Source organism: Pseudomonas peradeniyensis (genome assembly GCF_014268935.2).
GTDB lineage: Bacteria > Pseudomonadota > Gammaproteobacteria > Pseudomonadales > Pseudomonadaceae > Aquipseudomonas > Aquipseudomonas peradeniyensis.
Genome location: NZ_JABWRJ020000001.1, coordinates 2,043,734 through 2,068,561 on the forward strand (window position 1 = coordinate 2,043,734; position 24,828 = coordinate 2,068,561).

At 64.9% G+C, this 24,828-nt stretch carries 22 protein-coding genes; 10 read left to right on the top strand and 12 right to left on the bottom strand.

What is annotated here, in order from left to right:
• Positions 1 to 44 precede the first annotated feature (44 nt).
• The 4 genes from HU751_RS08875 to HU751_RS08890 all read right to left on the bottom strand — a co-directional run bounded on the left by HU751_RS08875 (position 45) and on the right by HU751_RS08890 (position 5,142).
• Positions 45 to 422 (bottom strand): hypothetical protein, encoded by a 378-nt coding sequence (locus HU751_RS08875; RefSeq protein WP_186734240.1) that lies wholly within the window; start codon positions 420 to 422, stop codon positions 45 to 47.
• A 17-nt stretch (positions 423 to 439) separates the two neighbouring features.
• The gene (locus HU751_RS08880; RefSeq protein ID WP_186734239.1) at positions 440 to 1,252 is read right to left on the bottom strand and encodes a putative RNA methyltransferase; all 813 of its coding nucleotides are present in this window, start codon (positions 1,250 to 1,252) and stop codon (positions 440 to 442) included.
• The gene (gene dapE / locus HU751_RS08885; RefSeq protein WP_186734238.1) at positions 1,252 to 2,403 is read right to left on the bottom strand and encodes a succinyl-diaminopimelate desuccinylase; all 1,152 of its coding nucleotides are present in this window, start codon (positions 2,401 to 2,403) and stop codon (positions 1,252 to 1,254) included. Before dapE ends, HU751_RS08880 begins: the two co-directional genes overlap by 1 nt.
• Positions 2,404 to 2,541: 138 nt before the next feature.
• A complete protein-coding gene (locus tag HU751_RS08890) occupies positions 2,542 to 5,142 on the bottom strand; it encodes a glycosyltransferase (RefSeq protein WP_217862537.1) in 2,601 nt (866 codons plus the stop codon).
• A gap of 288 nt (positions 5,143 to 5,430) precedes the next feature.
• Here HU751_RS08890 and tcdA point away from each other — a divergent pair, with 288 nt between their 5' ends.
• Positions 5,431 to 6,240 (top strand): tRNA cyclic N6-threonylcarbamoyladenosine(37) synthase TcdA, encoded by an 810-nt coding sequence (tcdA, locus tag HU751_RS08895; protein WP_186734236.1) that lies wholly within the window; start codon positions 5,431 to 5,433, stop codon positions 6,238 to 6,240.
• A 91-nt stretch (positions 6,241 to 6,331) separates the two neighbouring features.
• Here the strand turns inward: tcdA and HU751_RS08900 are convergent, their stop codons facing one another.
• The 4 genes from HU751_RS08900 to HU751_RS08915 form a co-directional block, all read right to left on the bottom strand.
• Entirely contained in the window at positions 6,332 to 6,742 is a 411-nt protein-coding gene (locus tag HU751_RS08900) for a SufE family protein (protein ID WP_186734235.1), read from the bottom strand.
• Entirely contained in the window at positions 6,739 to 7,944 is a 1,206-nt protein-coding gene (locus tag HU751_RS08905; RefSeq protein ID WP_186734234.1) for an aminotransferase class V-fold PLP-dependent enzyme, read from the bottom strand. Before HU751_RS08905 ends, HU751_RS08900 begins: the two co-directional genes overlap by 4 nt.
• A 90-nt stretch (positions 7,945 to 8,034) precedes the next feature.
• Complete coding sequence (dapD, locus tag HU751_RS08910; protein WP_050704404.1) at positions 8,035 to 9,069, bottom strand: 2,3,4,5-tetrahydropyridine-2,6-dicarboxylate N-succinyltransferase; 1,035 nt, start codon at positions 9,067 to 9,069, stop codon at positions 8,035 to 8,037.
• 42 nt (positions 9,070 to 9,111) lie between these two features.
• On the bottom strand, positions 9,112 to 9,459 hold the full coding sequence (locus HU751_RS08915; protein ID WP_186734233.1) for an ArsC family reductase: 348 nt from the start codon (positions 9,457 to 9,459) through the stop codon (positions 9,112 to 9,114).
• A gap of 280 nt (positions 9,460 to 9,739) precedes the next feature.
• Here HU751_RS08915 and HU751_RS08920 point away from each other — a divergent pair, with 280 nt between their 5' ends.
• Positions 9,740 to 11,386, top strand: a complete 1,647-nt coding sequence (locus HU751_RS08920; RefSeq protein WP_186734232.1) for a Na+/H+ antiporter — start codon at positions 9,740 to 9,742, stop codon at positions 11,384 to 11,386.
• A gap of 6 nt (positions 11,387 to 11,392) precedes the next feature.
• Here HU751_RS08920 and HU751_RS08925 read toward each other — a convergent pair whose 3' ends face one another.
• From HU751_RS08925 to map, 4 genes are all read right to left on the bottom strand, one after another.
• Positions 11,393 to 12,130 carry a zinc metalloprotease gene (locus tag HU751_RS08925; RefSeq protein ID WP_186734231.1) on the bottom strand — a complete coding sequence of 246 codons (738 nt, stop codon included), beginning with the start codon at positions 12,128 to 12,130 and terminating at the stop codon, positions 11,393 to 11,395.
• 122 nt (positions 12,131 to 12,252) lie between these two features.
• Positions 12,253 to 13,446 (bottom strand): succinyldiaminopimelate transaminase, encoded by a 1,194-nt coding sequence (gene dapC / locus HU751_RS08930; protein WP_186734230.1) that lies wholly within the window; start codon positions 13,444 to 13,446, stop codon positions 12,253 to 12,255.
• 21 nt (positions 13,447 to 13,467) lie between these two features.
• Positions 13,468 to 16,170: a [protein-PII] uridylyltransferase gene (locus HU751_RS08935; RefSeq protein ID WP_186734229.1), complete on the bottom strand. Its 2,703-nt coding sequence runs from the start codon at positions 16,168 to 16,170 to the stop codon at positions 13,468 to 13,470.
• A gap of 25 nt (positions 16,171 to 16,195) precedes the next feature.
• Complete coding sequence (gene map, locus HU751_RS08940; RefSeq protein ID WP_186714680.1) at positions 16,196 to 16,978, bottom strand: type I methionyl aminopeptidase; 783 nt, start codon at positions 16,976 to 16,978, stop codon at positions 16,196 to 16,198.
• A gap of 348 nt (positions 16,979 to 17,326) precedes the next feature.
• Between map and rpsB the strand changes: the two genes are divergently transcribed.
• The 8 genes from rpsB to rseP all read left to right on the top strand — a co-directional run bounded on the left by rpsB (position 17,327) and on the right by rseP (position 24,760).
• Positions 17,327 to 18,064, top strand: coding sequence for a 30S ribosomal protein S2 (gene rpsB, locus HU751_RS08945; protein WP_028690678.1), 738 nt, complete (start codon positions 17,327 to 17,329; stop codon positions 18,062 to 18,064).
• Positions 18,065 to 18,249: 185 nt separating this feature from the next.
• A complete protein-coding gene (tsf, locus tag HU751_RS08950) occupies positions 18,250 to 19,113 on the top strand; it encodes a translation elongation factor Ts (protein ID WP_050704410.1) in 864 nt (287 codons plus the stop codon).
• A 177-nt stretch (positions 19,114 to 19,290) separates the two neighbouring features.
• Positions 19,291 to 20,034 carry a UMP kinase gene (gene pyrH / locus HU751_RS08955; protein ID WP_028690676.1) on the top strand — a complete coding sequence of 248 codons (744 nt, stop codon included), beginning with the start codon at positions 19,291 to 19,293 and terminating at the stop codon, positions 20,032 to 20,034.
• Positions 20,031 to 20,588: a ribosome recycling factor gene (gene frr, locus HU751_RS08960; protein ID WP_028690675.1), complete on the top strand. Its 558-nt coding sequence runs from the start codon at positions 20,031 to 20,033 to the stop codon at positions 20,586 to 20,588. The genes pyrH and frr overlap by 4 nt, the downstream gene beginning before the upstream one ends.
• Positions 20,589 to 20,607: 19 nt before the next feature.
• The gene (uppS, locus tag HU751_RS08965) at positions 20,608 to 21,363 is read left to right on the top strand and encodes a polyprenyl diphosphate synthase (protein ID WP_028690674.1); all 756 of its coding nucleotides are present in this window, start codon (positions 20,608 to 20,610) and stop codon (positions 21,361 to 21,363) included.
• Complete coding sequence (locus tag HU751_RS08970) at positions 21,363 to 22,178, top strand: phosphatidate cytidylyltransferase (protein ID WP_186734228.1); 816 nt, start codon at positions 21,363 to 21,365, stop codon at positions 22,176 to 22,178. Before uppS ends, HU751_RS08970 begins: the two co-directional genes overlap by 1 nt.
• Positions 22,175 to 23,365: a 1-deoxy-D-xylulose-5-phosphate reductoisomerase gene (gene ispC / locus HU751_RS08975; RefSeq protein ID WP_186734227.1), complete on the top strand. Its 1,191-nt coding sequence runs from the start codon at positions 22,175 to 22,177 to the stop codon at positions 23,363 to 23,365. The genes HU751_RS08970 and ispC overlap by 4 nt, the downstream gene beginning before the upstream one ends.
• Before the next feature lie 42 nt (positions 23,366 to 23,407).
• Positions 23,408 to 24,760 carry a sigma E protease regulator RseP gene (gene rseP, locus HU751_RS08980; protein WP_186734226.1) on the top strand — a complete coding sequence of 451 codons (1,353 nt, stop codon included), beginning with the start codon at positions 23,408 to 23,410 and terminating at the stop codon, positions 24,758 to 24,760.
• Positions 24,761 to 24,828: the final 68 nt, after the last annotated feature.

Below are 24,828 nucleotides of genomic sequence, written 5' to 3' on the forward strand. Positions count from 1 at the left end.
AGCTGCAAGTTGACCGTGGAACTTGCAGCCTGATGCGAACGCCTTCAGCTAGTGCGCCAGGTGATTTCCTGTTCACCGTCGGCGCTGATGCGGATCCAGCGATCGGCATCTTCTTCCCCGTCTTCCTCCGTCCAGCTGCCAGGCGCGCAACGCACTTCGACGTTGAGTGCAACGAATGCTGCGCGTGCGCAGGCGATATCGTCGGCCCATGGGGTCTGGTCGCTTTCCAGGTACAGGCTGTTCCATTTCCCCACAGCCTTCGGTAACCAGGTGACCGGAATGTTACCGGCCGTGCACTTGAAGGTCTGGCCTTTCTGCTTCCATTCGCTGCACGGGCCCAGGGCCTGGGTGAGCCAGTCGGCGATCTGCTTGTGATCGACGTCGTCGTCCTTGAGGTAGATCTCGATATCGGGTTGACGCATGGGGGGCTCCAGTGTGCTCAGTCTTGGCGCACGAAATAGTCATAACGCATGGAAACGGTGACCTCGAAGGGTTCGGGCTGGTCGATCACCCGCGCGCGCTTCTCGGCGCTGGCGCGCCAGCCGTGCGGGGTCATGGCCAGCAGGTCGGCGCGGGCCTTGGCGTCGGCCAGGCTCAGACGGAATTCGAGGATCTCGCCGTGGGCGTGGGCCATGCCTTCGGGGACCAGGGCCAGGTGCTTGTCGTCGGCGTACGGGCGCACTTCATCGTAGAGCACCTCGCGCAGCTCCATCAGGTGGCCGCTGGTCGGGCCGACCCGCATCAGGCCGCCGCCGGGGGCCAGCAGGCGCTTGGCCTCCTGCCAGTCGAGCGGGCTGAACACGCTGGCGATGAAGCCGCAGCTGGCATCGGCCATGGGCACGCGGGCCATGCTGGCGACCATCCAGGTCACCTCGGGGGCGCGGCGGCAGGCGCGCTTGACCGCCTCGCGGGAGATATCCAGGGCGTAGCCGTCGGCCGCTGGCAGGGCCTGGGCGATCTGCGCGGTGTAGTAGCCTTCGCCGCAGCCGATGTCCAGCCAGGCCTGTGGCTGGCGCTCGGCGGCCAGTTGCGCCAGGCGCCGGGCCACTGGGGCGTAGTGGCCGGCGTCGAGGAAATCGCGGCGGGCTTCGACCATGGCCTGGTTGTCGCCCGGATCGCGGCTGTTCTTGTGCTGCACCGGCAGCAGGTTCAGGTAGCCCTGGCGGGCGCGGTCGAAACGGTGGCCGGCGGGGCAGGCCACGCCGTTGTCGAGTCGCGCCAGGGGCGCCTGGCAGAGTGGGCAGGCGAGCATCAGGCGAGCAACCGCACCAGGGTCTGGTAGTAGATCTCGGTCAGCAGGTCGAGGTCGCTGGCCAGGATGCGTTCGTCCACCTGGTGGATGGTGGCGTTGACCGGACCGAGCTCGACCACCTGGGTGCCCATGGTGGCGATGAAGCGGCCGTCGGAGGTGCCGCCGCTGGTCGATGGACGGGTCTCGCGACCGGTGACCGCCTTGATGCTCGACGACACTGCATCGAGCAGATCGCCCGGCTCGGTGAGGAACGGCAGGCCCGACAGTGCCCAGTCGATGCTCCATTCCAGCTGATGCTTGTCGAGGATCGCCGCGACGCGTTGCTGCAGGCCCTCGACCGTCGATTCGGTAGAGAAACGGAAGTTGAACAACGCGGTCAGCTCGCCCGGGACCACGTTGGTGGCGCCGGTACCGGAGTTGAGGTTGGAGATCTGGAAGCTGGTCGGCGGGAAGAACGCGTTGCCTTCGTCCCAGTGCTCGGCGGCAAGTTCCGCCAGGGCCGGCGCGGCCAGGTGGATCGGGTTGCGCGCCAGGTGCGGGTAGGCCACGTGGCCTTGTTTGCCGCGCACGGTCAGCTTGGCGCCAAGCGAGCCGCGACGGCCGTTCTTGACCACGTCACCGAGCAGGGTGGTGCTGGACGGTTCGCCGACGATGCACCAGTCCAGGCGTTCGTTGCGTGCCTTGAGGCGCTCGACCACGGCCTTGGTGCCATGGTGGGCCGGGCCTTCCTCGTCGCTGGTGATCAGGAAGGCGACCTTGCCGCGGTGGTTTGGGTAGTCGTGCACGAAGCGCTCGCTGGCCACCACCATGGAGGCCAGGCTGCCCTTCATGTCGGCGGCGCCACGGCCGCAGAGCATGCCGTCGGCATCGATCAGCGCCTCGAACGGTTCATGCTGCCATTGCTGCACCGGGCCGGTGGGGACCACATCGGTGTGGCCGGCGAAGCACAGCACCGGGCCATCCTGGGCGCCATGGCTGGCCCAGAAGTTGTCGACGTCCTCGATGCGCATCGGCTCGAGCTGGAAGCCGACGGCGCCCAGGCGGTTCATCATCTGGGTCTGGCAGTCGGCATCGACCGGGGTGACCGAGGGGCGACGGATCAGGTCGCAGGCCAGTTGCAGGGTAGGCGAGAGCTCGGCTGGGGCCGTCATTGAGGGACTCCGGGGGCAAGGCAAGGCGGGAAACTGGGGCGTTATCTTATATCAAATGATGTTTGCGGACACGCTGTGCTTCGTGGGAGCGGGCTTGCCCCGCGATCGATCGCGGGGCAAGCCCGCTCCCACGAAGCATCAAACGACCTGTGCTTCGCTTACCTTGTCTGCCGGCTTGGGCAACGACGACAGCAACGCCATCACCAGCGCCGCCAGGTACGGCAACGACTGCACCAGCAACATCGCCACCCAGAAGCGCATGTCCGAACTCGGCAGCCCCTGCACCAGGTAGATCCCCAGCGCCGCGCCCCACAGCAACAACATGATGAACAGCTCTTCGCGGGCCTCGGAAATCGCCACCAGCAGCCCATGGCTGTCGGCGTTCTTCGGCGTGCGGAAGAACGGCATGCTGCTGGTGAAGAACCCGTACAGCACCGCCTTGGCGATGGTGTGCGACAGCGCCAGCCCCGCCAGCGCGGCGGCGAAGGCGTCCTTGAGGTTGACCCCCACCGCGCGGCGGTAGAGGAAGACGATCTTGCCGACCTTGAAGAAGAACAGCGCCAGCGGTGGAATGGCGAACATCATCAGCGGTGGGTCGACCCGGTGCGGCACGATGATCATCGCCGCCGACCACAGCAGCGCGCCGACGGTGAAGAAGATGTTCATGCCGTCGGCGATCCACGGCAGCCAGCCGGCCAGGAAGTGGTAGCGCTGGCCACGGGTCAGTTCGCTGTCCTTGCCGCGCAGCAGGGCGCCGGCATGGTGCTTGATGATCTGGATGGCGCCGTAAGCCCAGCGGAAGCGCTGCTTCTTGAAGTCGATGAAGGTGTCGGGCATCAGGCCCTTGCCGTAGCTGTTGTGGGCGTAGGCTGCCGACAGGCCCTTCTCGAACACCCGCAGGCCCAGCTCGGCGTCCTCGCAGATGCACCACTCGGCCCAGCCCAGTTCCTCGAGCACGCTGCGCCTGGTCATGGTCATGGTGCCGTGCTGGATGATCGCGTCACGGTCGTTGCGGGTGACCATGCCGATATGGAAGAAGCCCTTGTATTCGCTGTAGCACAGCTTCTTGAAGGCGCTCTCGTGCTGGTCGCGGTAGTCCTGGGGCGACTGCACCACGGCGATCTTCGGGTCGGCAAAGTGCGGCACCATGTGCTTGAGCCAGTTGCGATCGACACAGTAGTCCGAGTCGATCACCGCGATCACCTCGGCGTCCCTGGCCGTGTGCGGGATCAGGTAGTTCAGCGCGCCACCCTTGAAGCCGGCCAAGGGGGCTACGTGGAAGAACCTGAAGCGCTCGCCGAGCTTCTCGCAGTGGGCCTTGAGCGGCTCCCACACGGCCGGATCCTTGGTGTTGTTGTCGATCACCAGCACTTCGTAGTCCGGATAATCCAGCGCGGCGAGGGCGTCCAGGGTCTGCTTCACCATCTCCGGCGGCTCGTTGTAGCACGGCACATGTACAGAGACCTTCGGCCGATAGGCGCTGTCGCCCTGCACGGGCAGGAACTCCCGCCGCCGCTTGTGAATCCACACCGCCTCGGCCAGTTCGTGGGCCTCGGTCAGCAGCACGATGAACACCCCGAGGGCGCCCAACGCCAGCAGCACGCCCACGGTGAGGCTGAACCAGGTGCTGTACTGCTGGCTGTAGTCGTAGGCGATCCACACCAGTACCGACCCGCACAGGAAGGTGATGAAGGTGAGGAAGGTGCGCCCGCGCTGGCGTAGTGCCGAGCCGTCGATCAGCAGGATGGCCAGAGCGATCATCGCCAGCACCACCGAGGCCACGGCCAGGGCGCGCCACTGCGGGATCGCCACGATCGGGCCCTCGAAGTTGAATTTCTGCTGGCGCTCGGCGTTGTACACGCCCCAGTAGGCGCCCACCGAGCCTTCGTCGCTGGCCTTCCACGGCTGGTCGTAGGCCTCGATGACGAAATAGTTGTAGCCGCGGCGGTTGAGGGTGTTGACCAGGGTACGCAGGTAGATGGCCTGGTCGGCCTGGTTTGCGTCGACGCCGCTGGCGCCACCGCGCATGCGGCCGTTGCTTGGCCAGCCGACCTCGGACAGCAGCAGCGGCTTGCGTGGGAACTGCTTGCGCAGCTCGCGGGCACGATCGAGGACGAACTGCACCGAGTCCTTCATGGGCTTTGACTCCCAGTAGGGCAGGATGTGTGCCGCGACCAGGTCGACGTGCTTCGCCAACTCCGGATGCTCCTTCCAGATGTGCCACTGTTCGCTGGTGGTCACCGGTACCTTGACCGCAGCGCGGACCCGGTCCAGATAGCCGATCAGTTGCTCGGGCGTGACCTCCTCGCGAAACAGTGTTTCGTTGCCGACCACTACCCGCACCACGCTGCGCGAGGTGTTGGCCAGGCCGATGGCCTTTTCGATCTCCCGCTCGTTGCGTTCCAGGTCGTTGCTGATCCAGATCCCCAGGGTGACGCGCAGGCCAAGTTCTTCGGCCAGGCGCGGGACCTCGGCCTGGGTACCCTCGACGGTGTAGATACGGATGTTGTCGGTCAGCTTGTTCAGTTGCTCGAGGTCCTGGCGGATTTCGTCCTCGCTGGGGTACTGGCCTTTCTGCGGGCTCTGGCCGAGACGGAAGGGCGAGTAGGAGAAACCGGAAATCTGTTCCGGCCAGGCGGGGGCGGATACCGGGCGGTTGATCAAGGCCCAGAACCCGGTGAACAGCGCGGCGATGGCCAGGACCACTACCAGGTTGAGACCGAATTTGCGTGATGACATAGGTGTTAGAGGTTCCGAAGAGGGGAGCGAGGCATCGCCGCTGGGGCGTGGGTCCTACGGATTCCGGGGAAGGTAATCCGTTGGATTGTCGACAGAGGATGTAGTTCTCGGTCCGCCTGGCTGTCGTCCAGATATAGTTGCTTGATAGGACATTAAAGCAGGCATGGCAGGATTTTTTCCAACCCGTGGTCGCTCTGGCACGCCCAGGTGGCGTGATCGGGCCGTGCGCTATGCCCGCGAACCCATGGCTTGACCTATAATGCGCGCCGGTTTTTTCGGGGTATCAGCATGAGCACAGAAGATCCACGCTTCGCCGGCGTCGCCCGGCTCTACGGCGACGACGGCCTGCAGCGCCTGAGTCAGGCCCACGTGGCCATCGTCGGCATTGGCGGGGTCGGCTCGTGGGCGGCCGAGGCCCTGGCCCGCAGCGGCGTGGGCGAGATCAGCCTGTTCGACCTGGACGATGTCTGCGTAAGCAACACCAACCGTCAGGCCCATGCCCTCGAAGGCCAGGTCGGCCGGGCCAAGGTCGAGGTGATGGCCGAGCGCCTGCGGGCAATCAACCCGGCCTGCACGGTGCACGCGGTGGCCGATTTCGTCACCCGCGAGACCATGGCCGAGTACATTACCGAGCAGATGGACTGCGTGATCGACTGCATCGACAGCGTGATGGCCAAGGCGGCGCTGATCGCCTGGTGCCGCCGCCGCAAGATCGCCATCGTCACCACCGGTGGCGCCGGCGGGCAGATCGACCCGACCCAGATCCAGATCGGCGACCTCAACAAGACCTTCAACGATCCACTGGCTTCACGGGTGCGCTCGACCCTGCGCCGCGACTACAACTTCTCGCGCAACACCAGCCGCAACTATGGCGTGCCGTGCGTGTTCTCCAGCGAACAGCTGCGCTACCCCAAGGGGGATGGCAGCGTGTGCCTGCAGAAGAGCTTTGTCGGTGAAGGCGTGCGCCTGGACTGCGCCGGTGGATTCGGCGCGGTGATGATGGTGACCGCGACCTTCGGCATGGTCGCGGCGAGCAAGGCGGTGGAGAAACTGGTAGCAGGGGCGCGGCGGCCTTCGGAGCGGATCAAGGTCGAATAGGTTCTCGCGGGGCAAGCCCGCTCCCACGAGTACGGAACAGTCAGGTGTATGCGTGGGAGCGGGCTTGCCCCGCGATGAATCCAACAGCGATTCAGTTCTGGGCAGCGAGTTCGGTCATCCTCAGCAACACCGCATGCAGCCCGTTGCTGCGCGACGGCGACAACTGCCGCTCCAGCCCCAACTGGGTAAACCAGGCGCTCAGGTCGAGCGCTGCCAATCGATCGCTGGCCAAACCCTGTACCCGCACCAGCAGCAGTGCCAGCAAGCCGCGCAGCAGCCGTGCATCACTGGCGGCTTTGAAATGCCACTGACCATTTTCCTGTTGGGCCACCAGCCACACCAGGCTCTCGCAGCCATGCACCCGGTTGGCTTCGGTCTTGTCGCTGTCGTCCAGTGGTTCCAGCCGATCACCCCATTGCATCAGCAACCGCGCCCGTTGCTCCCACCCGCGCGCCTGCTCGAAGCTTTCCAGCGCCTGGCTGGCCTCGGCCGACAGGCTCATCGCAGCAGCTCCAGGCCCTGGTCGAGCGCGTCGAAGAAGCGTTGCAGGTCGTCGCTGTCGGAGTAGAACCCTAGTGACACGCGGATCGCGCCGTCCAGGCCCAGGTGCCTGAGCAGCGGCATGGCGCAATGATGCCCGGCGCGCACGGCGATGCCCTGTTCGGTCAGCAGGTGGGCGATATCGGCGTTGTGCACGCCATCGATGACGAAACTGGCCAGCGCCGCCTGAGGCGAGCCGAGCAGGCGAACCCCCTCGCGATCAGCCAGGCCGCGCACCAGGTGCTGGTGCAGGGTGGCCTCATGGGCGGCCACCGCATTGGCGTCGAGGCTGGCCAGGTAATCCAGGGTAGCGCCCAGACCGATGACACCGGCGATCGGCGGCGTGCCGGCCTCGAAACCCAGCGGTGCCGGACGGAAGCTGGCGTCCTGATAGTCCGCCATCTGCACCATCTCGCCGCCGTACTGCCAGTGGCGCAACAGTGCCAGCGCCTGCTGGCGGCCGTACAGCACGCCCACGCCATCCGGGCCGTAGAGCTTGTGGCTGGAGAACACATAGAAATCGCAGTCCAGTTGCTGCACGTCATGGCGACCATGGACCACGCCCTGGGCGCCATCGACCACGCTCAGCGCGCCTTGGGCTCGGGCATGGGCCAGCAATGGCGCCAGCGGCTGCCAGGTCCCCAGCACATTGGACAGCTGGCTGATAGCCAGCAAGCGGGTGCGCGGGCCGATCAATTGCAGGGCCTGTTCCAGGTCGACATGCCCCAGGTCGTTCACCGGCAGGATCACCAGGCGCAGTTGGCGCCGGTGCGCCAGTTGTTGCCAGGGCAGCAGGTTGGCGTGGTGCTCCAGGGCGCTGACGGCGATTTCGTCACCTGACTCGAAGCGGTGTTCCAGGCCATAGGCCAGCAGGTTCAGGGCCGAGGTGGCGCCGTGGGTGAAGACGATCTGCCGCGAGTCGGCGGCATTGAGCCAGGCGGCGACCTTGTCGCGGGAGCCCTCGAAGGCCTGGGTGGCCAGGGCGCCGGGCAGGTGCTGGGCGCGGTGCACATTGGCGGCGCCATGGCCATAGTAATGGCTCAGGGCATCCAGCAGGGCCTGGGGCTTCTGGGTGGTAGCGGCGCTGTCCAGGTAGGTCTGGTGCTGCCGTTGCAGGGCGCCGATGGCGGGGAAATCGGCACGCCAGGGGGAGGGCTGGAACATGTTAGCGGGGCCTGGAATAAAAATCGGGTCTGCCCACAAGCAAAGCCTGGGAGCAGACCCGATCTTATCACTTCAAACCCGGGCAGGTTCTCAGTTGTGCGCGTGCAGCGCCTCGTTCAGCTCGATGGCCGACTTGTGGGTCTTGCACTCCACCGCGCCATTGAGCGAGTTGCGACGGAACAGCAGGTCGGTCTGGCCGGCCAGGTCGCGGGCCTTGACCACCTTGACCAGCTGGTTGTTCTCGTCCAGCAGGTTCACCTTGGTACCAGCGGTGATGTACAGGCCGGCCTCGACGGTGTTGCGGTCGCCCAGCGGAATACCGATGCCGGCGTTGGCGCCGATCAGGCAGCCTTCGCCGACCTTGATGACGATGTTGCCGCCACCGGACAGGGTGCCCATGGTCGAGCAGCCGCCGCCCAGGTCCGAACCCTTGCCGACGAACACGCCAGCGGAGACGCGGCCTTCGATCATGCCTGGGCCTTCGGTGCCGGCGTTAAAGTTGACGAAACCTTCGTGCATGATGGTGGTGCCTTCGCCGATGTAGGCGCCCAGGCGCACACGGGCGGTGTCGGCGATGCGCACGCCGGCCGGCACGACGTAGTCGGTCATCTTCGGGAACTTGTCCACCGAGAACACTTCCAGCAGTTCGCCTTTCAGGCGTGCTTCCAGTTGCAGCTCGGCCAGCTCGGCCAGGTCGACCGCGCCCTGGTTGGTCCAGGCGACGTTCGGCAGCAGCGGGAAGATGCCGGCCAGCGATACGCCGTGCGGCTTGACCAGGCGGTGCGACAGCAGGTGCAGCTTGAGGTAGGCCTCGGGGGTGGAGGTCAGCGCGCCGTCTTCGGCCAGCAGGGTGGCGACCAGCGGCTTGTGGCTCTCGGCCAGGCGGGTCAGCAGCGCGGCCTGGGCGGCATCGACGCCCTTGAGCGCGTCGGCCAGCTGGGCGGCCTGGGCGGTGGTGAAGGCGATGGCCTGGTTGCCCCCTTCATAGCCCAGCACCGGCGCGATGGCCGCGACCAGTTCGGCGGACGGCTTGAGCACGGGTTGTGCGTAGAAGACTTCCAGCCAGGCGCCCTGGCGGTTCTGGGTGCCGACACCGAAGGCCAGGCTGAACAGCGATTGAGACATGCGATTACCTCGTACGAAAAGGGGATGGAGCGTAATGCGGGATCAGGCCAGCGCCGCGGCGTACAGGTCGGGCTTGAAGCCGACCAGCGTGCGCTCGCCGAGGTCGAGCACCGGACGCTTGATCATCGACGGTTGGGCGAGCATCAGTTCGACGGCCTTGGCCTGGTCGAGGTCGGCCTTGCTGGCGTCGTCGAGCTTGCGGAAGGTGGTCCCGGCGCGGTTCAGCACGGCTTCCCAGCCGTGCTCGTCGCACCAGCGGTTCAGGCTGTCGCGGTCGATGCCCTGGGTCTTGTAGTCGTGGAAGTCGAAGCCGATGGCCTTGTCTTCAAGCCAGGTGCGGGCCTTTTTCATGGTGTCGCAGGCTTTGATGCCGTAGAGAGTGTAAGCCATTGAATGCCTGGGGCAGCCTGGTCGGGCCGGGCGTCCCCGATGCTCCTTGAAGATTGGGTGGGCCGATTATGCGGCATCGATGGGGCTGGCGCCACGGCTGCGGGCTGGAAGGCCGCGCCGATGTGTTTCACCGCTTCTCGCGTAGCATTGTGTTACATATTCCCGGCCAGGCTGCGACTATCGTGCAGCGGTCCACGATAGCGCATCCCCGCTAACATATTGTTTCAATGGCGATGTTTCGCCTCGCTGTGGTTTCTCCGATCAAACAGGAAGCTTGCCGATGCAGTCAGCCTATACCGTTCTAATCCTGCTGATGCTGGTGAGCGTGTCGAAACTGGTCGGGCGGGTGCTGCCGCTGCCCCTGCCGCTGGTGCAGATCGGCGCCGGCGCCTTGCTGGCCTGGCCGACCCTGGGCCTGCACGTGGCGCTGGACCCGGAACTGTTCCTGTTCCTGTTCCTGCCGCCGCTGCTGTTCGCCGACGGCTGGCGCATGCCCAAGCGCGAACTGTGGCGCATCCGCGGGCCGGTGGTGGCGCTGGCGGTGGGGCTGGTGCTGTTCACCGTGGTCGGCGCCGGCTACTTCATCCACTGGTTGCTGCCGAGCATTCCGCTGCCGGTGGCCTTCGCCCTGGCGGCGGTGCTGTCGCCCACCGACGCCGTGGCCGTTTCGGCCATCACCCAGGACCGCCTGCCGACACCACTGATGCACATGCTTCAGGGCGAGGCGCTGATGAACGACGCCTCGGGCCTGGTGACCTTCAAGTTCGCCCTGGTGGCGGCGATCACAGGAGTGTTCTCGTTGACCGAGGCCAGCCTGACCTTCGTCCTGGTCGCCCTCGGCGGCCTGGCGGTGGGGGTGGCGCTGAGCTGGCTGGTCGGGCGCCTGCGCATGTGGATGATCGCCCGCGGCTGGGACGACCCGGCCACCCACGTGGTGTTCATGCTGCTGTTGCCCTTTGCCGCCTACGTGCTCGCCGAACGGCTTGGCGTGTCCGGCATTCTCTCGGCGGTGGCCGCCGGGATGATGCAGAGCTGGCTGGACCTGCTGCCCCGGCAGACCAGCACCCGCCTGCTCAACCGCAGTGTCTGGTCGCTGCTGGAGTTCGCCTTCAATGGCTTGATCTTCCTGCTGCTGGGCCTGCAGTTGCCGGACATCATCAAGGCGGTGGTGAGCGACGAGGCCGCCGCGTGGCCAACGCTTGCCTGGCGCTGCCTGGACGTGGTGGCGATCTTCGCCGCGCTGGTGCTCTTGCGGTTCATCTGGGTGCAGAGCATCTGGCGGGCCATCGGCGTGGTTAGACGCTGGCGTGGCAAGCCCGCGCTGGTGCTGATGCCGACCGCGCGCTCCTGCTGGTTGCTGACCCTGGGCGGCGTACGCGGCGCGGTGACCCTGGCGGGCGTGATGTCGGTGCCGCTGCTGATCGGCGCGGGCAAGGCTTTTCCCGAGCGCGACTTGCTCATCTTCATCGCCGCCGGGGTGATCCTGCTGTCGCTGGTCAGCGCCTGCATCGCTTTGCCGATCCTGCTGCGCGGCGTGACCAAGAGCCCGGACGAGCGCTTGCACCAGGAAGTGCAAGAAGCCTGGCGGCGCACCGCCGAGGCGGCGATCCATGCGCTCGAGGCCGAAGAGGTGATCGATGCCAACGCGCCGCAGGATGCCGCCCAGGCGACCCTGGCCACTGAGCTCAAGGCGCGGCTGATGGCCGAGTACCGCGACGAACTGGACAGCTACAACGACAGCGCCGAGGCCAGGGCGCTGGCCGAGCAGATGGATCAGCTGGAGCGTCGTCTGCGCCTGCGGGCCCTGCGTGCGCAGCGGCTGGAGTTGTACGAGCTGCATCGCCAGCACCTGGTGGGGGATGAAGTGGTCCGCCAGGTGCTGGGCGAGCTGGACCTGAGCGAGGCCAATCTCGGGCAGGTCCGCTAAGCAGTGCTATTTACATGAGGCCGGATAGACCAGGCGCATGAAGCGCTTGTCCTTCTTGCTGATCTTCAGGTTGTGGCTGCGCTTGAACGCGTGGCGCGTGAGTTTCTGCCTGATGCGGTAATGCATGATCGACTGCCTGTCATAGGGCAGGATGAGCAGGTCGCCGTTATCGGGCAGTGGCAGGAATTGAATGGCGAGGTCCTCTTCGATCAGGTCGGCGAGCTCATCCGGGCTGCTGGCCTCGTCGGCCAGGACCGCTGCCAACAACTTGCGCACCGCGTCCAGGTCCCAGGGAATGTTGGCCCGTGGGTGTTGGTGTTCATGCTCCATGCCCAATGCGTGTCCGAACTCATGCAATACGAACGACTCGAACAGCGGGTCGGACAGCTTGCTTCCCAAGGCCATGGTGGGGCCATCCACATCCTGGGCCTGGGTTCCCAGGAAACTGAAATTCACGCCTTCCTGCACATCGGTCTGGATGCGGATCTCGGCTTCTTCGACATCGTTGTCGAGGAGTTCGAATTTCAGGTTGGCGTATTTCAGCCATTGGCACGCGGTGTCGAAAATCGATTTCTTGAGCCACGGGCATGGCGTGCCGATGAAGGAGATCCTGAGCGTCTGGCCTGGACGCCAGAACACGGAATGATCGGCCACCGAGCGTTTCTTGCGCGGCTTCATCGCCTGGGGTAGTTGCAGCTTCTGGCGTAGGCGGTAGATCGCGTTTGCCACAAGAACATCGGACATCGTTGTGCACCTTCAGGGGTTGAGAGGTGCCAACTATCGGTCGTCAGCGTTCTGTGCTGACGGTACTTAATGCTTGTCTCGATTTGGATTGCGCCCCCCCCTGTGAGGAGGGGCGCCTGCCATTAACGACCGAGGAACGCGCGAATCCGCTCGGCCGCCTCGATGCACTCGGCCAGCGGCGCTACCAGGGCCATGCGCACGCGCCCGGCGCCCGGGTTGACCCCATCTACTTCGCGGGAGAGGTACGAACCTGGCACTACGGTCACATGCTCGGCCTCGAACAGGTCGCGGGTGAAGTCGGCGTCGCTGCCCGGCACCTTGGCCCACAGGTAGAAGCTGCCGTCCGGGCGTTGCACGTCGAGCACCGGCTGCAGGATGTCGAGCACGGCGTCGTACTTGGCGCGGTACTGGTCGCGGTTTTCTCGTACATGGGCCTCGTCCTGCCAGGCGGCGATGCTGGCCAGCTGGGTTTGCACCGGCATGGCGCAACCATGGTAGGTGCGGTACAGCAGGAACGGCTTGATGATTTCGGCATCGCCGGCGACGAAGCCCGAGCGCAGCCCCGGCAGGTTGGAGCGCTTGGACAGGCTGTGGAACACCACGCAGCGCTTGAAGTCATTTCGGCCCAGTTCCGCGCAGGCGCTGAGCAGGCCCGGTGGCGGCGCGTCCTCGTCGAAGTACAGCTCGCTATAGCACTCGTCGGCGGCGATCACGAAGTCGTGCTCGTCGGCCAGGGCGATCAGCTTTTTCAGGGTGTCCATTGGCACCAAGGCGCCGGTGGGGTTGCCCGGGGAGCACAGGAACAGGATCTGGCAACGCTTCCAGACATCGGCCGGCACGGCGTCGAAGTCCGGGTTGAAACCGTTGTTTTCCAGGCAGGGCAGGTAGTGCGGGGAGGCGCCGGCCAGCAGGGCCGCGCCTTCGTAGATCTGGTAGAACGGGTTGGGGCTGACCACCAGGCCATCTGCCGAGCGATCGACCACGGCCTGGGTGAAGGCGAACAGCGCCTCGCGGGTGCCGTTGACCGGCAGGATATGGCGGTCGGCGTCCAGCCAGCCGGCCGGCACGCTGAAGCGCCGCTCGCACCACTGGCCGATGGCCTGGCGCAGGGCCGGCAGGCCCAGGGTGCTGGGGTAGACCGCCAGCTTGTCGAGGTTGTCGGCCATGGCCTTGGAGACGAAGGCCGGCGATTCGTGCTTCGGCTCGCCGATCGACAGGGCGATCGGGCGTTTGTCCGCCGCCGGCTTCACGCTCCCCAGCAGGGCACGCAGTTTCTCGAACGGGTAGGGCTGGAGCTGGGTCAGTGCTGGGTTCATTGGCGCAAGGTCTCGTTATCGTCAAAAGGTCATGCGGGTGGGGCTGGCATCGCTGGCCTGGCCGGCCTGCAGCTGCTGGACGATGGCCTCCTGCAGGCGGCTGCACAGCTGCGGGTCGGACAGCGGCTGGTTGTCGGCGTCGGTGATGAAGAACACGTCCTCCACGCGTTCGCCGAGGGTGGCGATCTTGGCGTTCTGCAGCGAGATGTCGAACTCCAGGAAGATCCGCCCGATCCGCGCCAGCAGGCCGGGGCGGTCCGGTGCGGTGATCTCGAGGATGGTCACCGGGCGCTGGGCGTCGTTGAGGATGGTCACCTGCGGCGGGAAGTCGAAGTGCTTGAGCTGGCGCGGCACCCGGCGCTGGATGATTGCCGGGTAGTCCTCGGGGGTACGCAGCGCTTCGGTCAGGCCGTCGCGGATCTGCCTGACCCGCTGCGGGTTGTCGCCGATCGAGCCGCCGTCGTTGTCGAGCACGATGTAGGTGTCGAGGGTGAACTGGCTGCTCGAGGTGATGATCCGGGCGTCGTGGATGTTCAGGTTGAGCTGGGCCATGGCGGCCACGGTCACGGCGAAGAAGTCATGCTGGTCGGGGGCGTAGATGAAGATCTGCGTGCCACCTTCGAACTCGCGCTGGGTGGTTTCCTTGATCAGCACCAGCGGCCCGCCGTCGGCCGGCTGCTGGAGGATCGCGTCGCTGTGCCAGGCCACGTCAGCGGCGTTGTGCTTGAGGAAGTAGTCGTCACCCAGTTGCGACCAGAGTTGTTCGACGTCGTCCGGGTCGGTGCCTTCGCGCACCAGGATGTCCAGCGCCGCGCTCTGGGTCTGGCGGATCTGCTCCTCGCGGTCCAGCGGGTTCTCCAGGCCCCGGCGCAGGGCGCGCTTGGTCTCGGTGTAGAGCTGGCGCAGCAGGCTCGCCCGCCAGGAGTTCCACAGGCTGGGGTTGGTGGCGTTGATGTCGGCCACGGTCAGCACGTAGAGGTAGTCCAGGCGTGTCTCGTCGCCCACGTGCAGGGCGAAGTCGTTGATCACCTGCGGGTCGGAGAGGTCCTTGCGCTGGGCGGTGGTGGACATCACCAGGTGGTTCTGCACCAGCCAGACGATCAGCCGACTGTCCCATGCAGGCAGCTGGTGGCGCGCGCAGAAGGCCTGTGCGTCCACTGCGCCCAGCTCGGAGTGGTCGCCCTGGCGACCCTTGCCGATGTCGTGGTAGAGGCCGGCCAGGTAGATCAGCTCGGGCTTGGGCAGGCGCCCCATGAGCTTGCTGGCCAGCGGGAATTTCTCGGAAACCGGGGTGTACTGCAGCTTGCGCAGGTGCTTGATCAGGTTGAGGGTGTGGGCATCGACCGTGTAGATGTGGAACAGGTCGTGCTGCATCTGCCCGACGATCAGGCCGAACTCCGGCAGGTAGCGGCCGAGGATGCCGTAGCGGTTCATCCGCCGCAGGTTGCGGTGGATGCCGATCTCGCACTTGAACAGCTCGATGAACAGGCTGGTGTCGCGGATATCGTTGCGGAACTTGTCGTCGATCAGGTGGCGATGCTCGCGCAGCAGGCGCACGGTGTCGGCGCGCACCCCCTTGATCTCGGGGTGCTGGGCCATCAGCACGAAGATCTCCAGCATGGCGAACGGGGTGCGCCGGAAGACGTTCGGGTTGACCGCTTCTATATAGCCGTCGTGCAGGCGGAAGCGCGCGTTCAGCGGCTGGGTGGCGCCGCTGTCGTCATCGGCGAGGATCACCTCCTCGAAGTGCTGGATGATCAGGTCGCACAGCTGGCTGATGCTCATCACCACCCGGTAGTACTGCTGCATGAACTGTTCGATGGCGCGCTTGGGGTTGTCGTCGGTGTAGCCCAGCAGCGCGGCGATGCTGCGCTGGTGGTCGAACAGCAGGCGGTCCTCGGCGCGTCCGGCGAGCATGTGCAGGGCATAGCGCACGCGCCAGAGGAAGGCCTGGGACGAGGCCAGCAGTTCGTTCTCGCTTTCCAGCAGGAAGTCCTCGCCGGCCAGGGCGTGCAGGTTCAGGGTGCCGTACTGGCGCCGGGCCACCCAAAGCACCGTCTGGATGTCGCGCAGGCCGCCCGGCCCACCCTTGACGTTGGGCTCGAGGTTGTACTCGGTGTCGTTGTACTTGTGGTGGCGGGCCTTGAGCTCGGCGCGCTTGGCCAGGAAGAACTCCTTGCTCGGCCACATGTGCGCGGTGCTGGTGGCGTCGAGCATGCGTTGGCGCAGCGACTCGGGGCCGGCGATGGTGCGGCTTTCCATCAGGTTGGTGATGACCGTGAGGTCGGCCCGGGCCTGCTCGGCGCATTCGTCGACGGTGCGCACGCTCTGGCCGACTTCCAGGCCGATGTCCCACAGCAGCGTGAGGAAGCGCTCGATGGCGTCGCGATACTGCTCGTGCTCGGCGGCGTCGAGCAGGATCAGCAGGTCGATGTCCGAGAACGGGTGCAGCTCGCCGCGGCCATAGCCGCCCACCGCCACCAGGGCGATGCCGTCCGGCGCGCCCCAGCTGAACTGGTGCCAGGCCTGCTGCAGGATGTTGTCGACGAACCAGGCGCGGTCCTCGATCAGCCGGCGGATCTCGCGGCCTTCACGGAAACGCTTGTCGAGCACCTCGCCGGCCATGCGGATGGCCTTCTTGAAAGCGGCGATGGGGCTTGCCTTGAGGGCCAGTTCCGCCTGGAACTGGCCGCGGTCGAACAGCTCGGGATCCACCTGGGGCATCGAGTCGCGTTCCTGTTAGTCAGTATCAGGCCGAGGTGCGCGGGAGGGTGTCGTCCTTGCGCAGGGTGAAGATCTCGTAGCCGCTGGCGGTCACCACCAGGGTGTGTTCCCACTGGGCAGAGAGCTTGCGGTCCTTGGTGATGGCGGTCCAGCCGTCACCCAGTACCTTGGTGTCGGCCTTGCCCTGGTTGATCATCGGCTCGATGGTGAAGGTCATGCCTTCCTTGAGTTCCATGCCGGTGCCGGCGCGGCCGTAGTGGAGGATCTGCGGTTCTTCGTGGAACACCTTGCCAATGCCGTGGCCGCAGAACTCGCGGACCACCGAGAAACCGTTCTTCTCGGCGTGTTTCTGGATCACTTCGCCGATGTCGCCCAGGCGGCAGCCGGGCTTGACCAGCTCGATGGCCTTGTACAGGCACTCCTGGGTGACCTTGGACAGGCGCTCGGCCCATGGCGCGACGGTGCCGACATGGAACATGCGGCTGGTGTCGCCGTGGTAGCCGTCCTTGATCACGGTCACGTCGATGTTGATGGTGTCGCCGTCCTTGAGCGCCTTGTCATTGGGAATGCCATGGCAGACCACATGGTTGATCGAGGTGCAGATCGACTTGGGGAAGCCCTTGTAGTTGAGAGGGGCGGGGATCGCCTGCTGGACGTTGACGATGTAGTCGTGGCACAGGCGGTCGAGTTCTTCGGTGGTGACGCCGGGCTTGACGTGCTCCTCGATCATTTCCAGCACTTCGGCGGCCAGGCGGCCAGCGATGCGCATCTTCTCGATGTCTTCTGCGGTCTTGATGGTGACGGTCATGAACAGGCTCTCTACGGCGCCCTGTGTGGCGCGAACAAACGGGAAAGACCGGATTCTACCAGAGCGCGGCGGCGATCTGTCGGGAGAGTCCCGTGGATCCGGTGGTCTATTGAAGGCATTCTGGCCGCAAAGCACGGGTGCTGCAAAAGCCACTGACGGACGAAGCATCATCCGGGTTCCGTTCGCGCTCGGCCTGTGGTATAAAATGCGCCGCTTTCGGGGGATGTCCTCCGTCAGCTCAAACCCACACACGTGTCGACACGATGGCCTGGGTGCCCGGTTTCCCTGGAAGCACGGGTTGGTCATTGGGATACGTGGAGGCCCAACCCGACTTATCAAGGAACTATCATGTCCCAAGTCAACATGCGCGATATGCTGAAGGCCGGTGTGCACTTCGGCCACCAGACCCGTTACTGGAACCCGAAAATGGGCAAGTACATTTTCGGCGCGCGTAACAAGATCCACATCATCAACCTGGAAAAAACCCTGCCAATGTTCAACGAAGCTCTGTCCTTCGTAGAGCGCCTGGCCCAGGGCAAGAACAAGATCATGTTCGTCGGCACCAAGCGTTCCGCCGGCAAGATCGTCGCCGAGCAAGCTGCTCGTTGCGGTTCGCCATACGTTGATCACCGTTGGTTGGGCGGCATGCTGACCAACTACAAGACCATCCGCGCCTCGATCAAGCGTCTGCGCGACCTGGAAACCCAGGCCGAAGACGGCACCTTTGCCAAGCTGACCAAGAAAGAAGCCCTGATGCGTTCGCGCGATCTGGAAAAGCTGGACCGCAGCCTGGGTGGTATCAAGGACATGGGCGGCCTGCCTGATGCTCTGTTCGTGATCGACGTCGACCACGAGCGCATTGCCATCACCGAAGCCAACAAACTGGGCATCCCGGTCATCGGCGTTGTCGATACCAACAGCAGCCCGGAAGGTGTTGACTACATCATCCCAGGTAACGATGACGCCATCCGCGCCATCGAGCTGTACATGACTTCGATGGCTGACGCCGTCATCCGCGGCCGCAACAACGTTGCCGGCGGCACTGAAGTCTACGCTGAAGAAGCGGCTGCACCTGCTGCTGAGTAATTGACGCCTGGCGTCTACTTGGCACGCAAAAAGGGGGCTTGGCCCCCTTTTTGCCACCTTGAAATCCTGCTGTCAGCAACGACCCCGCATCATGGGCGAGCTGATATAAAAGCAGCGATTTGCAGAATTTAACGCCCGTGACGAGCGGGTGGAATGGTTGAAAAACTTTCCAAGAGGATTTTGAAATGGCAGCAATTACTGCGGCGCTGGTCAAAGAACTGCGCGAGCGTACCGGCGAAGGCATGATGGATTGCAAAAAGGCCCTGGAAAAGGCCGGCGGCGACATCGAGAAAGCCATTGACGACATGCGTGCCTCGGGCGCCATCAAGGCCGCCAAGAAGGCTGGCAACGTCGCTGCTGAAGGCGCTATCGCCGTCAAGACCGACGGTAAATCCGCCGTTCTGCTGGAAGTGAACTCGCAGACCGACTTCCTGGCCCTGCAAGACGACTTCAAGAACTTCGTTGCCGAAAGCATCGAAGAAGCCTTCGCCCAGAAGCTGACCGACGCCGCTCCGCTGATCGCCTCGCGTGAAGCCGCCCGTGAAGCCCTGGTTGCCAAGTGCGGCGAGAACGTCAACATCCGTCGCCTGGTGCGCGTTGAGGGTGACGTTGTCGGTGCCTACCTGCACGGCAACAAGATCGGTGCCGTTGTTGTCCTGAAAGGCGGCGACGTCGATCTGGCCAAGAACATCGCCATGCACGTTGCAGCCTCGAACCCAGAGTTCCTGGACGCGTCGGAAATCTCCGCCGAGGCCATCGAGCGCGAGAAGAACGTCTTCCTGCAGCTGAACGCCGACAAGATCGCTGGCAAGCCGGAAAACATCGTTGAGAACATGATCAACGGTCGTATCTCCAAGTTCAAAGCCGAAGCCTCGCTGAAAGAGCAAGCCTTCGTCATGGATCCGGAAGTCAAAGTCGGCGCGCTGGCCAAGAAAGCCGGTGCTGAAATCGTTTCCTTCACCTACTTCAAGGTCGGCGAAGGCATCGAGAAGCCGGTTGACGACTTCGCTGCCGAAGTTGCCGCCCAGGTAGCTGCCGCCAAGCAGTAAGACGGATTCGTCTGTCGCCCCGAAGAGGCTGCCCGCTTACGCGCGCAGCCTCTTTGTCAAAGCGGGAGCGGTTCACGAGACCGTTGCTCGCTGACGCATGAAGTGCGTCACGCTAGAGTTACGCGCAGGCTGAAACAGCCCGCCAGATTTTTACAAACGCCGCAGGAGAGATTCGCAATGGCTCAGCAGGGCAGTGGTCATCAGGCTCGCTATAAACGCATTCTACTCAAACTTAGCGGCGAGGCCCTGATGGGCTCGGAAGAGTTCGGGATCGACCCCAAGGTCCTGGATCGCATGGCGCTGGAAGTCGGCCAGCTGGTCGGCATCGGCGTTCAGGTCGGCCTGGTGATCGGTGGCGGCAACCTGTTCCGTGGCGCGGCGCTCAGTGCAGCCGGCATGGACCGCGTTACCGGTGACCACATGGGCATGCTGGCCACCGTGATGAACGGCCTGGCCATGCGCGACGCGCTGGAGCGGGCGAACATCACCGCCATCGTCATGTCGGCCATCTCCATGGTGGGCGTGACCGATCACTACGATCGCCGCAAGGCCATGCGCCACCTGAACTCCAAGGAAGTCGTGATCTTCGCTGCCGGTACCGGCAACCCGTTCTTCACCACCGACTCCGCCGCTTGCCTGCGCGCCATCGAAATCGATGCCGACGTGGTATTGAAGGCAACCAAGGTCGATGGTGTATACACTGCAGATCCATTCAAGGACCCGCATGCCGAGAAGTTCGATCATCTGTCCTACGATGAAGTGCTGGATCGCAAGCTGGGCGTAATGGACCTCACGGCAATCTGCCTTTGCCGCGATCACAAGATGCCGCTGCGCGTCTTCAACATGAACAAGCCCGGCGCCCTGCTCAACATTGTGCATGGTGGTGCGGAAGGAACTCTGATCGAGGAAGTTCAAAAATGATCAACGACATCAAGAAAGACGCCCAGGAGCGCATGGGCAAGTCCCTCGAGGCCCTGGCCCGCAACCTGGCGGCGATCCGTACCGGTCGCGCCCACCCAAGCATCCTGGACAGCGTCAAGGTGCCGGCCTGGGGCAGCGACATGCCGCTGAACCAGGTGGCCGCGATCACCGTCGAGGACGCCCGTACCCTGAAGATCGTCGCCCACGACAAGAACCTCAGCGCCGCCATCGAGAAGGCCATCCTGACCTCCGACCTGGGCCTGAACCCGTCCAGCGCCGGCACCACCATCCGTGTGCCGATGCCGGCCCTGACCGAGGAAACCCGCAAGGGCTACACCAAGCAGGCCAGCGGCGTTGCCGAGGACGCCAAGGTCGCTGTGCGCAACGTGCGTCGCGATGCCCTGGCCGACCTGAAGAAGCTGACCAAGGACAAGGAAATCAGCGAGGACGAAGAGCGTCGCGCGGCTGACGAGATCCAGAAGCTGACCGACAAGTTCGTCGCTGAAGTCGATGCCGCCTTCAAGGCCAAGGAAAAGGACCTGATGGCCGTTTGAGGCCAGGGTTGCTCTCTTAATGGAAAAGACCAAGTCGGCGGCACCGGGCTCGGTGCCGCGTCATGTCGCGATCATCATGGATGGCAACAACCGCTGGGCGAAGAAGCGTCTTCTGCCCGGCGTCGCCGGCCACAAGGCCGGCGTGGATGCCGTTCGCGCGGTGATCGAAGTCTGCGCCGAGGCCAAGGTCGAGGTGCTCACGCTCTTCGCCTTCTCCAGCGAGAACTGGCAGCGTCCGGCCGAGGAGGTCGGCGCGCTGATGGAGCTGTTCTTCTCGGCATTGCGTCGCGAGGCCAAGCGCCTGAACGACAACAACATCAGCCTGCGCATCATCGGTGATCGCTCGCGCTTCCACCCTGAGCTTCAGGCGGCGATGCGCGAAGCCGAAGCGGCGACGGTGGGCAGCAACCGCTTCATCCTGCAGATCGCCGCCAATTACGGCGGCCAGTGGGACATCGCCCAGGCCGCGCAGCGCCTGGCGCGGGAAGTCCAGGCCGGCCACCTGCGCCCCGAGGACATTACCCCGGACCTGCTGCAGACCTGCCTGGCCACCGGCGACCTGCCGTTGCCCGACCTGTGCATCCGCACCGGCGGCGAGCACCGCATCAGCAACTTCCTGTTGTGGCAGCTGGCCTACGCCGAGCTGTACTTCTCCGACCTCTACTGGCCGGACTTCAAACACGAGGCCATGCGCAACGCGCTGGCCGATTTCGCTTCGCGCCAGCGCCGCTTCGGTAAGACCAGCGAGCAGGTCGAAGCCGGAGCCCGTGCTTAATGCTTAAACAACGCATCATTACCGCGCTGATCCTGCTGCCGATCGCGTTGGGTGGTTTCTTCCTGCTCAACGGCGGGGATTTCGCCCTGTTCATCGGCTTCGTGGTAACGCTCGGCGCCTGGGAGTGGGCACGCCTGGCCGGCCTGGTGGCGCAGCCGCTGCGCATCGCCTACGCCGCCGTGGTGGCGGGCGGCCTGATGCTGCTCTACCTGATGCCCGACCTCGCGCCCTGGGTGCTGGGCGCCTCGGTGATCTGGTGGGCCCTGGCCACCTGGCTGGTGCTGACCTACCCGCGTAGCGGCGAGCTGTGGAGCAGCGCCGCCTGTCGCCTGCTGATCGGCCTGTTGGTACTGCTGCCTGCCTGGCAGGGCCTGGTGCTGCTCAAGCACTGGCCGCTGGGCAACTGGCTGATCCTGGCGGTCATGGTGCTGGTCTGGGCTGCCGATATCGGCGCGTACTTCTCCGGCCGGGCCTTCGGCAAGCGCAAGCTGGCGCCGCAGGTCAGCCCGGGCAAGAGCTGGGAGGGCGTCTATGGCGGTCTCGCGGTCAGCCTGCTGATCACCCTGGCCGTGGGTTTCGCCCGCGACTGGAGTATTGGCCAGGTGCTGCTGGGGCTGCTGGGGGCTGTCGTTGTAGTGATGTCCTCGGTGGTCGGCGACCTGACTGAAAGCATGTTCAAGCGCCGTGAAGGCATCAAGGACAGCAGCAGCCTGCTGCCGGGTCATGGCGGCGTGCTCGATCGCATCGACAGCCTGACCGCGGCGATTCCGATGTTTGCCGTGCTGCTGTGGGCGGCTGAGTGGGGTGTGATGTGAGTGCCGTGCAACGCATAACCGTGCTGGGGGCCACAGGCTCCATCGGCCTGAGCACGCTGGACGTCATTGCTCGACACCCTGACCGTTACCAGGTGTTCGCCCTGAGCGGCTATTCGCGAATCGACGAACTGCTGGCCCTGTGCGAGCGTCATCGTCCGGCGTTCGCCGTGGTGCCGAACGCCGAGGCGGCCATGCGCCTGCGTCAGGGGCTGGCCGCAGCGGGCTGCGCCACCGAGGTGCTCGAGGGCGAGGCCGGGTTGTGCCAGGTAGCCGCTGCGTCCGAGGTGGATACCGTGATGGCGGCCATCGTCGGCGCCGCCGGCCTGCGCCCGACCCTGGCCGCGGTCGAGGCGGGCAAGAAGGTGCTGCTGGCCAACAAGGAGGCCCTGGTGATGTCCGGGGCCTTGTTCATGGATGCAGTGCATCGCAGTGGTTCGGTGTTGCTGCCGATCGACAGCGAGCACAACGCGATCTTCCAGTGCATGCCCGGCGATTACGCCCGTGGCCTGGGCGCTGTTGGCGTGCGCCGGATCCTGCTGACCGCCTCCGGTGGACCGTTCCGCGAAACCCCTGCTGAAGCATTGCTGGATGTAACACCGGAGCAGGCCTGCGCGCACCCGAACTGGTCCATGGGTCGCAAGATCTCGGTTGACTCGGCCAGCATGCTGAACAAAGGCCTGGAACTGATCGAGGCCTGCTGGCTGTTCGATGCCAAGCCGTCGCAGATTGAAGTGGTGGTGCACCCGCAGAGCGTCATTCACTCGCTGGTGGATTACGTCGATGGCTCGGTGCTTGCCCAGCTGGGCAACCCGGACATGCGCACGCCGATCTCCAACGCCCTGGCCTGGCCGGAGCGTATCGATTCGGGCGTCGCGCCGCTGGACCTGTTCGCCATCGCCCGTCTGGATTTCCAGGCGCCCGACGAACAGCGCTTCCCATGCCTGCGCCTGGCGCGTCAGGCTGCCGAGGCGGGCAACAGCGCGCCGGCGGTGCTCAACGCCGCCAACGAAGTGGCCGTCGAGGCGTTTCTCCAGCGGCGTATCCGCTTCCCGGAGATCGCGGTTATGATCGAACAGGTGCTCGACCAGGAGCCCGTGGTGGCATTGCCCACCCTCGAGGCGGTGTTCGCCGCCGACCAGCGTGCCCGGGAGCTGTCCCGGGAATGGCTGCGACGCCACGGCCGCTGAAGCCTGCGGCCGACTCCGCCGAATGTCATCCGGAGATTGGACATGACTGCGCTCTACATGATTGTCGGTACCCTGATTGCACTGGGTGTACTGGTTACCTTCCACGAGTTCGGCCACTTCTGGGTGGCGCGGCGTTGCGGGGTCAAGGTCCTGCGCTTCTCGGTTGGCTTCGGCACGCCGCTGGTGCGCTGGCATGACCGGCACGGCACCGAGTTCGTCGTCGCCGCGATCCCCTTGGGCGGCTACGTCAAGATGCTCGACGAGCGCGAGGGCGAGGTCCCGCCGGCACTGGTCGAGCAGTCGTTCAACCGCAAGTCGGTCCGTCAGCGCATCGCTATCGTGGCCGCCGGTCCCATCGCCAACTTCCTGCTCGCCATCCTGTTCTTCTGGGTGGTGGCCATGCTGGGTTCGCAGCAGGTGCGTCCGGTCATCGGTGGCGTCGAGGCCGGAAGCCTGGCGGCCAGTGCCGGCCTGAGCGTCGGCCAGGAAATCGTCTCCATCGATGGCGAACCGACCAATGGCTGGTCAGCGGTCAACCTGCAACTGGTGCGCCGCCTCGGCGAGAGCGGCACGCTGCGGGTCGGGGTGCTCGACGAGGGCGCGACCACCGAGCGCCAGCTCGATGTTTCCCTGAATCATTGGCTCAAGGGCGTCGACGAGCCGGAGCCTATCCAGTCCCTTGGCCTGCGCCCCTGGCGTCCGGCGGTGGTGCCGGTGCTGGCCGAGATCGATCCGAAGGGGCCAGCGGCGGCGGCCGGGCTCAAGACCGGTGACAGGCTGCTGGCGCTCGACGGCGTGGAGCTGGCCGACTGGCAGCAGGTGGTCGACGCGGTCCGCGCCCGTCCCGAGAAAAAGGTCAGCCTGCGCATCGAGCGCGACGGCGCGCCACTCGAGGTTGCCGTCACCCTGGCGCGCAAAGGCGAGGGCCAGGCTTCCGGCGGCTATCTGGGCGCTGGGGTCAAGGCCGCCGAGTGGCCGGCGAAGATGCTCCGCGAGGTCAGCTATGGGCCGCTGGAAGCAGTCGGCGAGGGACTTTCCCGCACCTGGAACATGAGCGTCCTGACCCTCGAATCGCTGAAGAAAATGCTGTTCGGGGAGCTCTCGGTAAAAAACTTGAGCGGACCGATAACCATTGCTAAAGTGGCGGGCGCTTCAGCCCAGTCGGGCGTTGGGGATTTCCTGAATTTCCTGGCCTACCTGAGCATAAGCCTGGGGGTTCTGAACCTGCTGCCCATCCCGGTACTGGATGGGGGGCATTTGCTGTTCTACCTGATCGAGTGGGCGCGCGGTCGTCCGCTCTCGGATCGGGTGCAAGGTTGGGGGGTCCAGATCGGTATCAGTTTGGTCGTCGGGGTGATGTTGCTCGCCCTGATCAACGATCTGGGTCGACTATAAAAGCTTCGCTCAATCGCGAAAACCTGCCGCCTTGTCGCGGCAGGTTGTTTATTGCCAGTTGGAATAAA

What these genes read in the sequence shown, in the direction of transcription:
- dapD (WP_050704404.1), bottom strand. Translation starts at nt 9,069, where the DNA reads ATGTCTCAATCGCTGTTCAGCCTGGCCTTCGGTGTCGGCACCCAGAAC.
- tcdA (WP_186734236.1), top strand. Translation starts at nt 5,431, where the DNA reads ATGAGCACAGAAGATCCACGCTTCGCCGGCGTCGCCCGGCTCTACGGC.
- pyrH (WP_028690676.1), top strand. Translation starts at nt 19,291, where the DNA reads ATGGCTCAGCAGGGCAGTGGTCATCAGGCTCGCTATAAACGCATTCTA.
- frr (WP_028690675.1), top strand. Translation starts at nt 20,031, where the DNA reads ATGATCAACGACATCAAGAAAGACGCCCAGGAGCGCATGGGCAAGTCC.
- HU751_RS08925 (WP_186734231.1), bottom strand. Translation starts at nt 12,130, where the DNA reads ATGTCCGATGTTCTTGTGGCAAACGCGATCTACCGCCTACGCCAGAAG.
- HU751_RS08970 (WP_186734228.1), top strand. Translation starts at nt 21,363, where the DNA reads ATGCTTAAACAACGCATCATTACCGCGCTGATCCTGCTGCCGATCGCG.
- rseP (WP_186734226.1), top strand. Translation starts at nt 23,408, where the DNA reads ATGACTGCGCTCTACATGATTGTCGGTACCCTGATTGCACTGGGTGTA.
- HU751_RS08905 (WP_186734234.1), bottom strand. Translation starts at nt 7,944, where the DNA reads ATGTTCCAGCCCTCCCCCTGGCGTGCCGATTTCCCCGCCATCGGCGCC.
- dapE (WP_186734238.1), bottom strand. Translation starts at nt 2,403, where the DNA reads ATGACGGCCCCAGCCGAGCTCTCGCCTACCCTGCAACTGGCCTGCGAC.
- HU751_RS08915 (WP_186734233.1), bottom strand. Translation starts at nt 9,459, where the DNA reads ATGGCTTACACTCTCTACGGCATCAAAGCCTGCGACACCATGAAAAAG.
- uppS (WP_028690674.1), top strand. Translation starts at nt 20,608, where the DNA reads ATGGAAAAGACCAAGTCGGCGGCACCGGGCTCGGTGCCGCGTCATGTC.
- HU751_RS08890 (WP_217862537.1), bottom strand. Translation starts at nt 5,142, where the DNA reads ATGTCATCACGCAAATTCGGTCTCAACCTGGTAGTGGTCCTGGCCATC.
- HU751_RS08900 (WP_186734235.1), bottom strand. Translation starts at nt 6,742, where the DNA reads ATGAGCCTGTCGGCCGAGGCCAGCCAGGCGCTGGAAAGCTTCGAGCAG.
- tsf (WP_050704410.1), top strand. Translation starts at nt 18,250, where the DNA reads ATGGCAGCAATTACTGCGGCGCTGGTCAAAGAACTGCGCGAGCGTACC.
- HU751_RS08935 (WP_186734229.1), bottom strand. Translation starts at nt 16,170, where the DNA reads ATGCCCCAGGTGGATCCCGAGCTGTTCGACCGCGGCCAGTTCCAGGCG.
- map (WP_186714680.1), bottom strand. Translation starts at nt 16,978, where the DNA reads ATGACCGTCACCATCAAGACCGCAGAAGACATCGAGAAGATGCGCATC.
- HU751_RS08875 (WP_186734240.1), bottom strand. Translation starts at nt 422, where the DNA reads ATGCGTCAACCCGATATCGAGATCTACCTCAAGGACGACGACGTCGAT.
- HU751_RS08880 (WP_186734239.1), bottom strand. Translation starts at nt 1,252, where the DNA reads ATGCTCGCCTGCCCACTCTGCCAGGCGCCCCTGGCGCGACTCGACAAC.
- HU751_RS08920 (WP_186734232.1), top strand. Translation starts at nt 9,740, where the DNA reads ATGCAGTCAGCCTATACCGTTCTAATCCTGCTGATGCTGGTGAGCGTG.
- rpsB (WP_028690678.1), top strand. Translation starts at nt 17,327, where the DNA reads ATGTCCCAAGTCAACATGCGCGATATGCTGAAGGCCGGTGTGCACTTC.
- dapC (WP_186734230.1), bottom strand. Translation starts at nt 13,446, where the DNA reads ATGAACCCAGCACTGACCCAGCTCCAGCCCTACCCGTTCGAGAAACTG.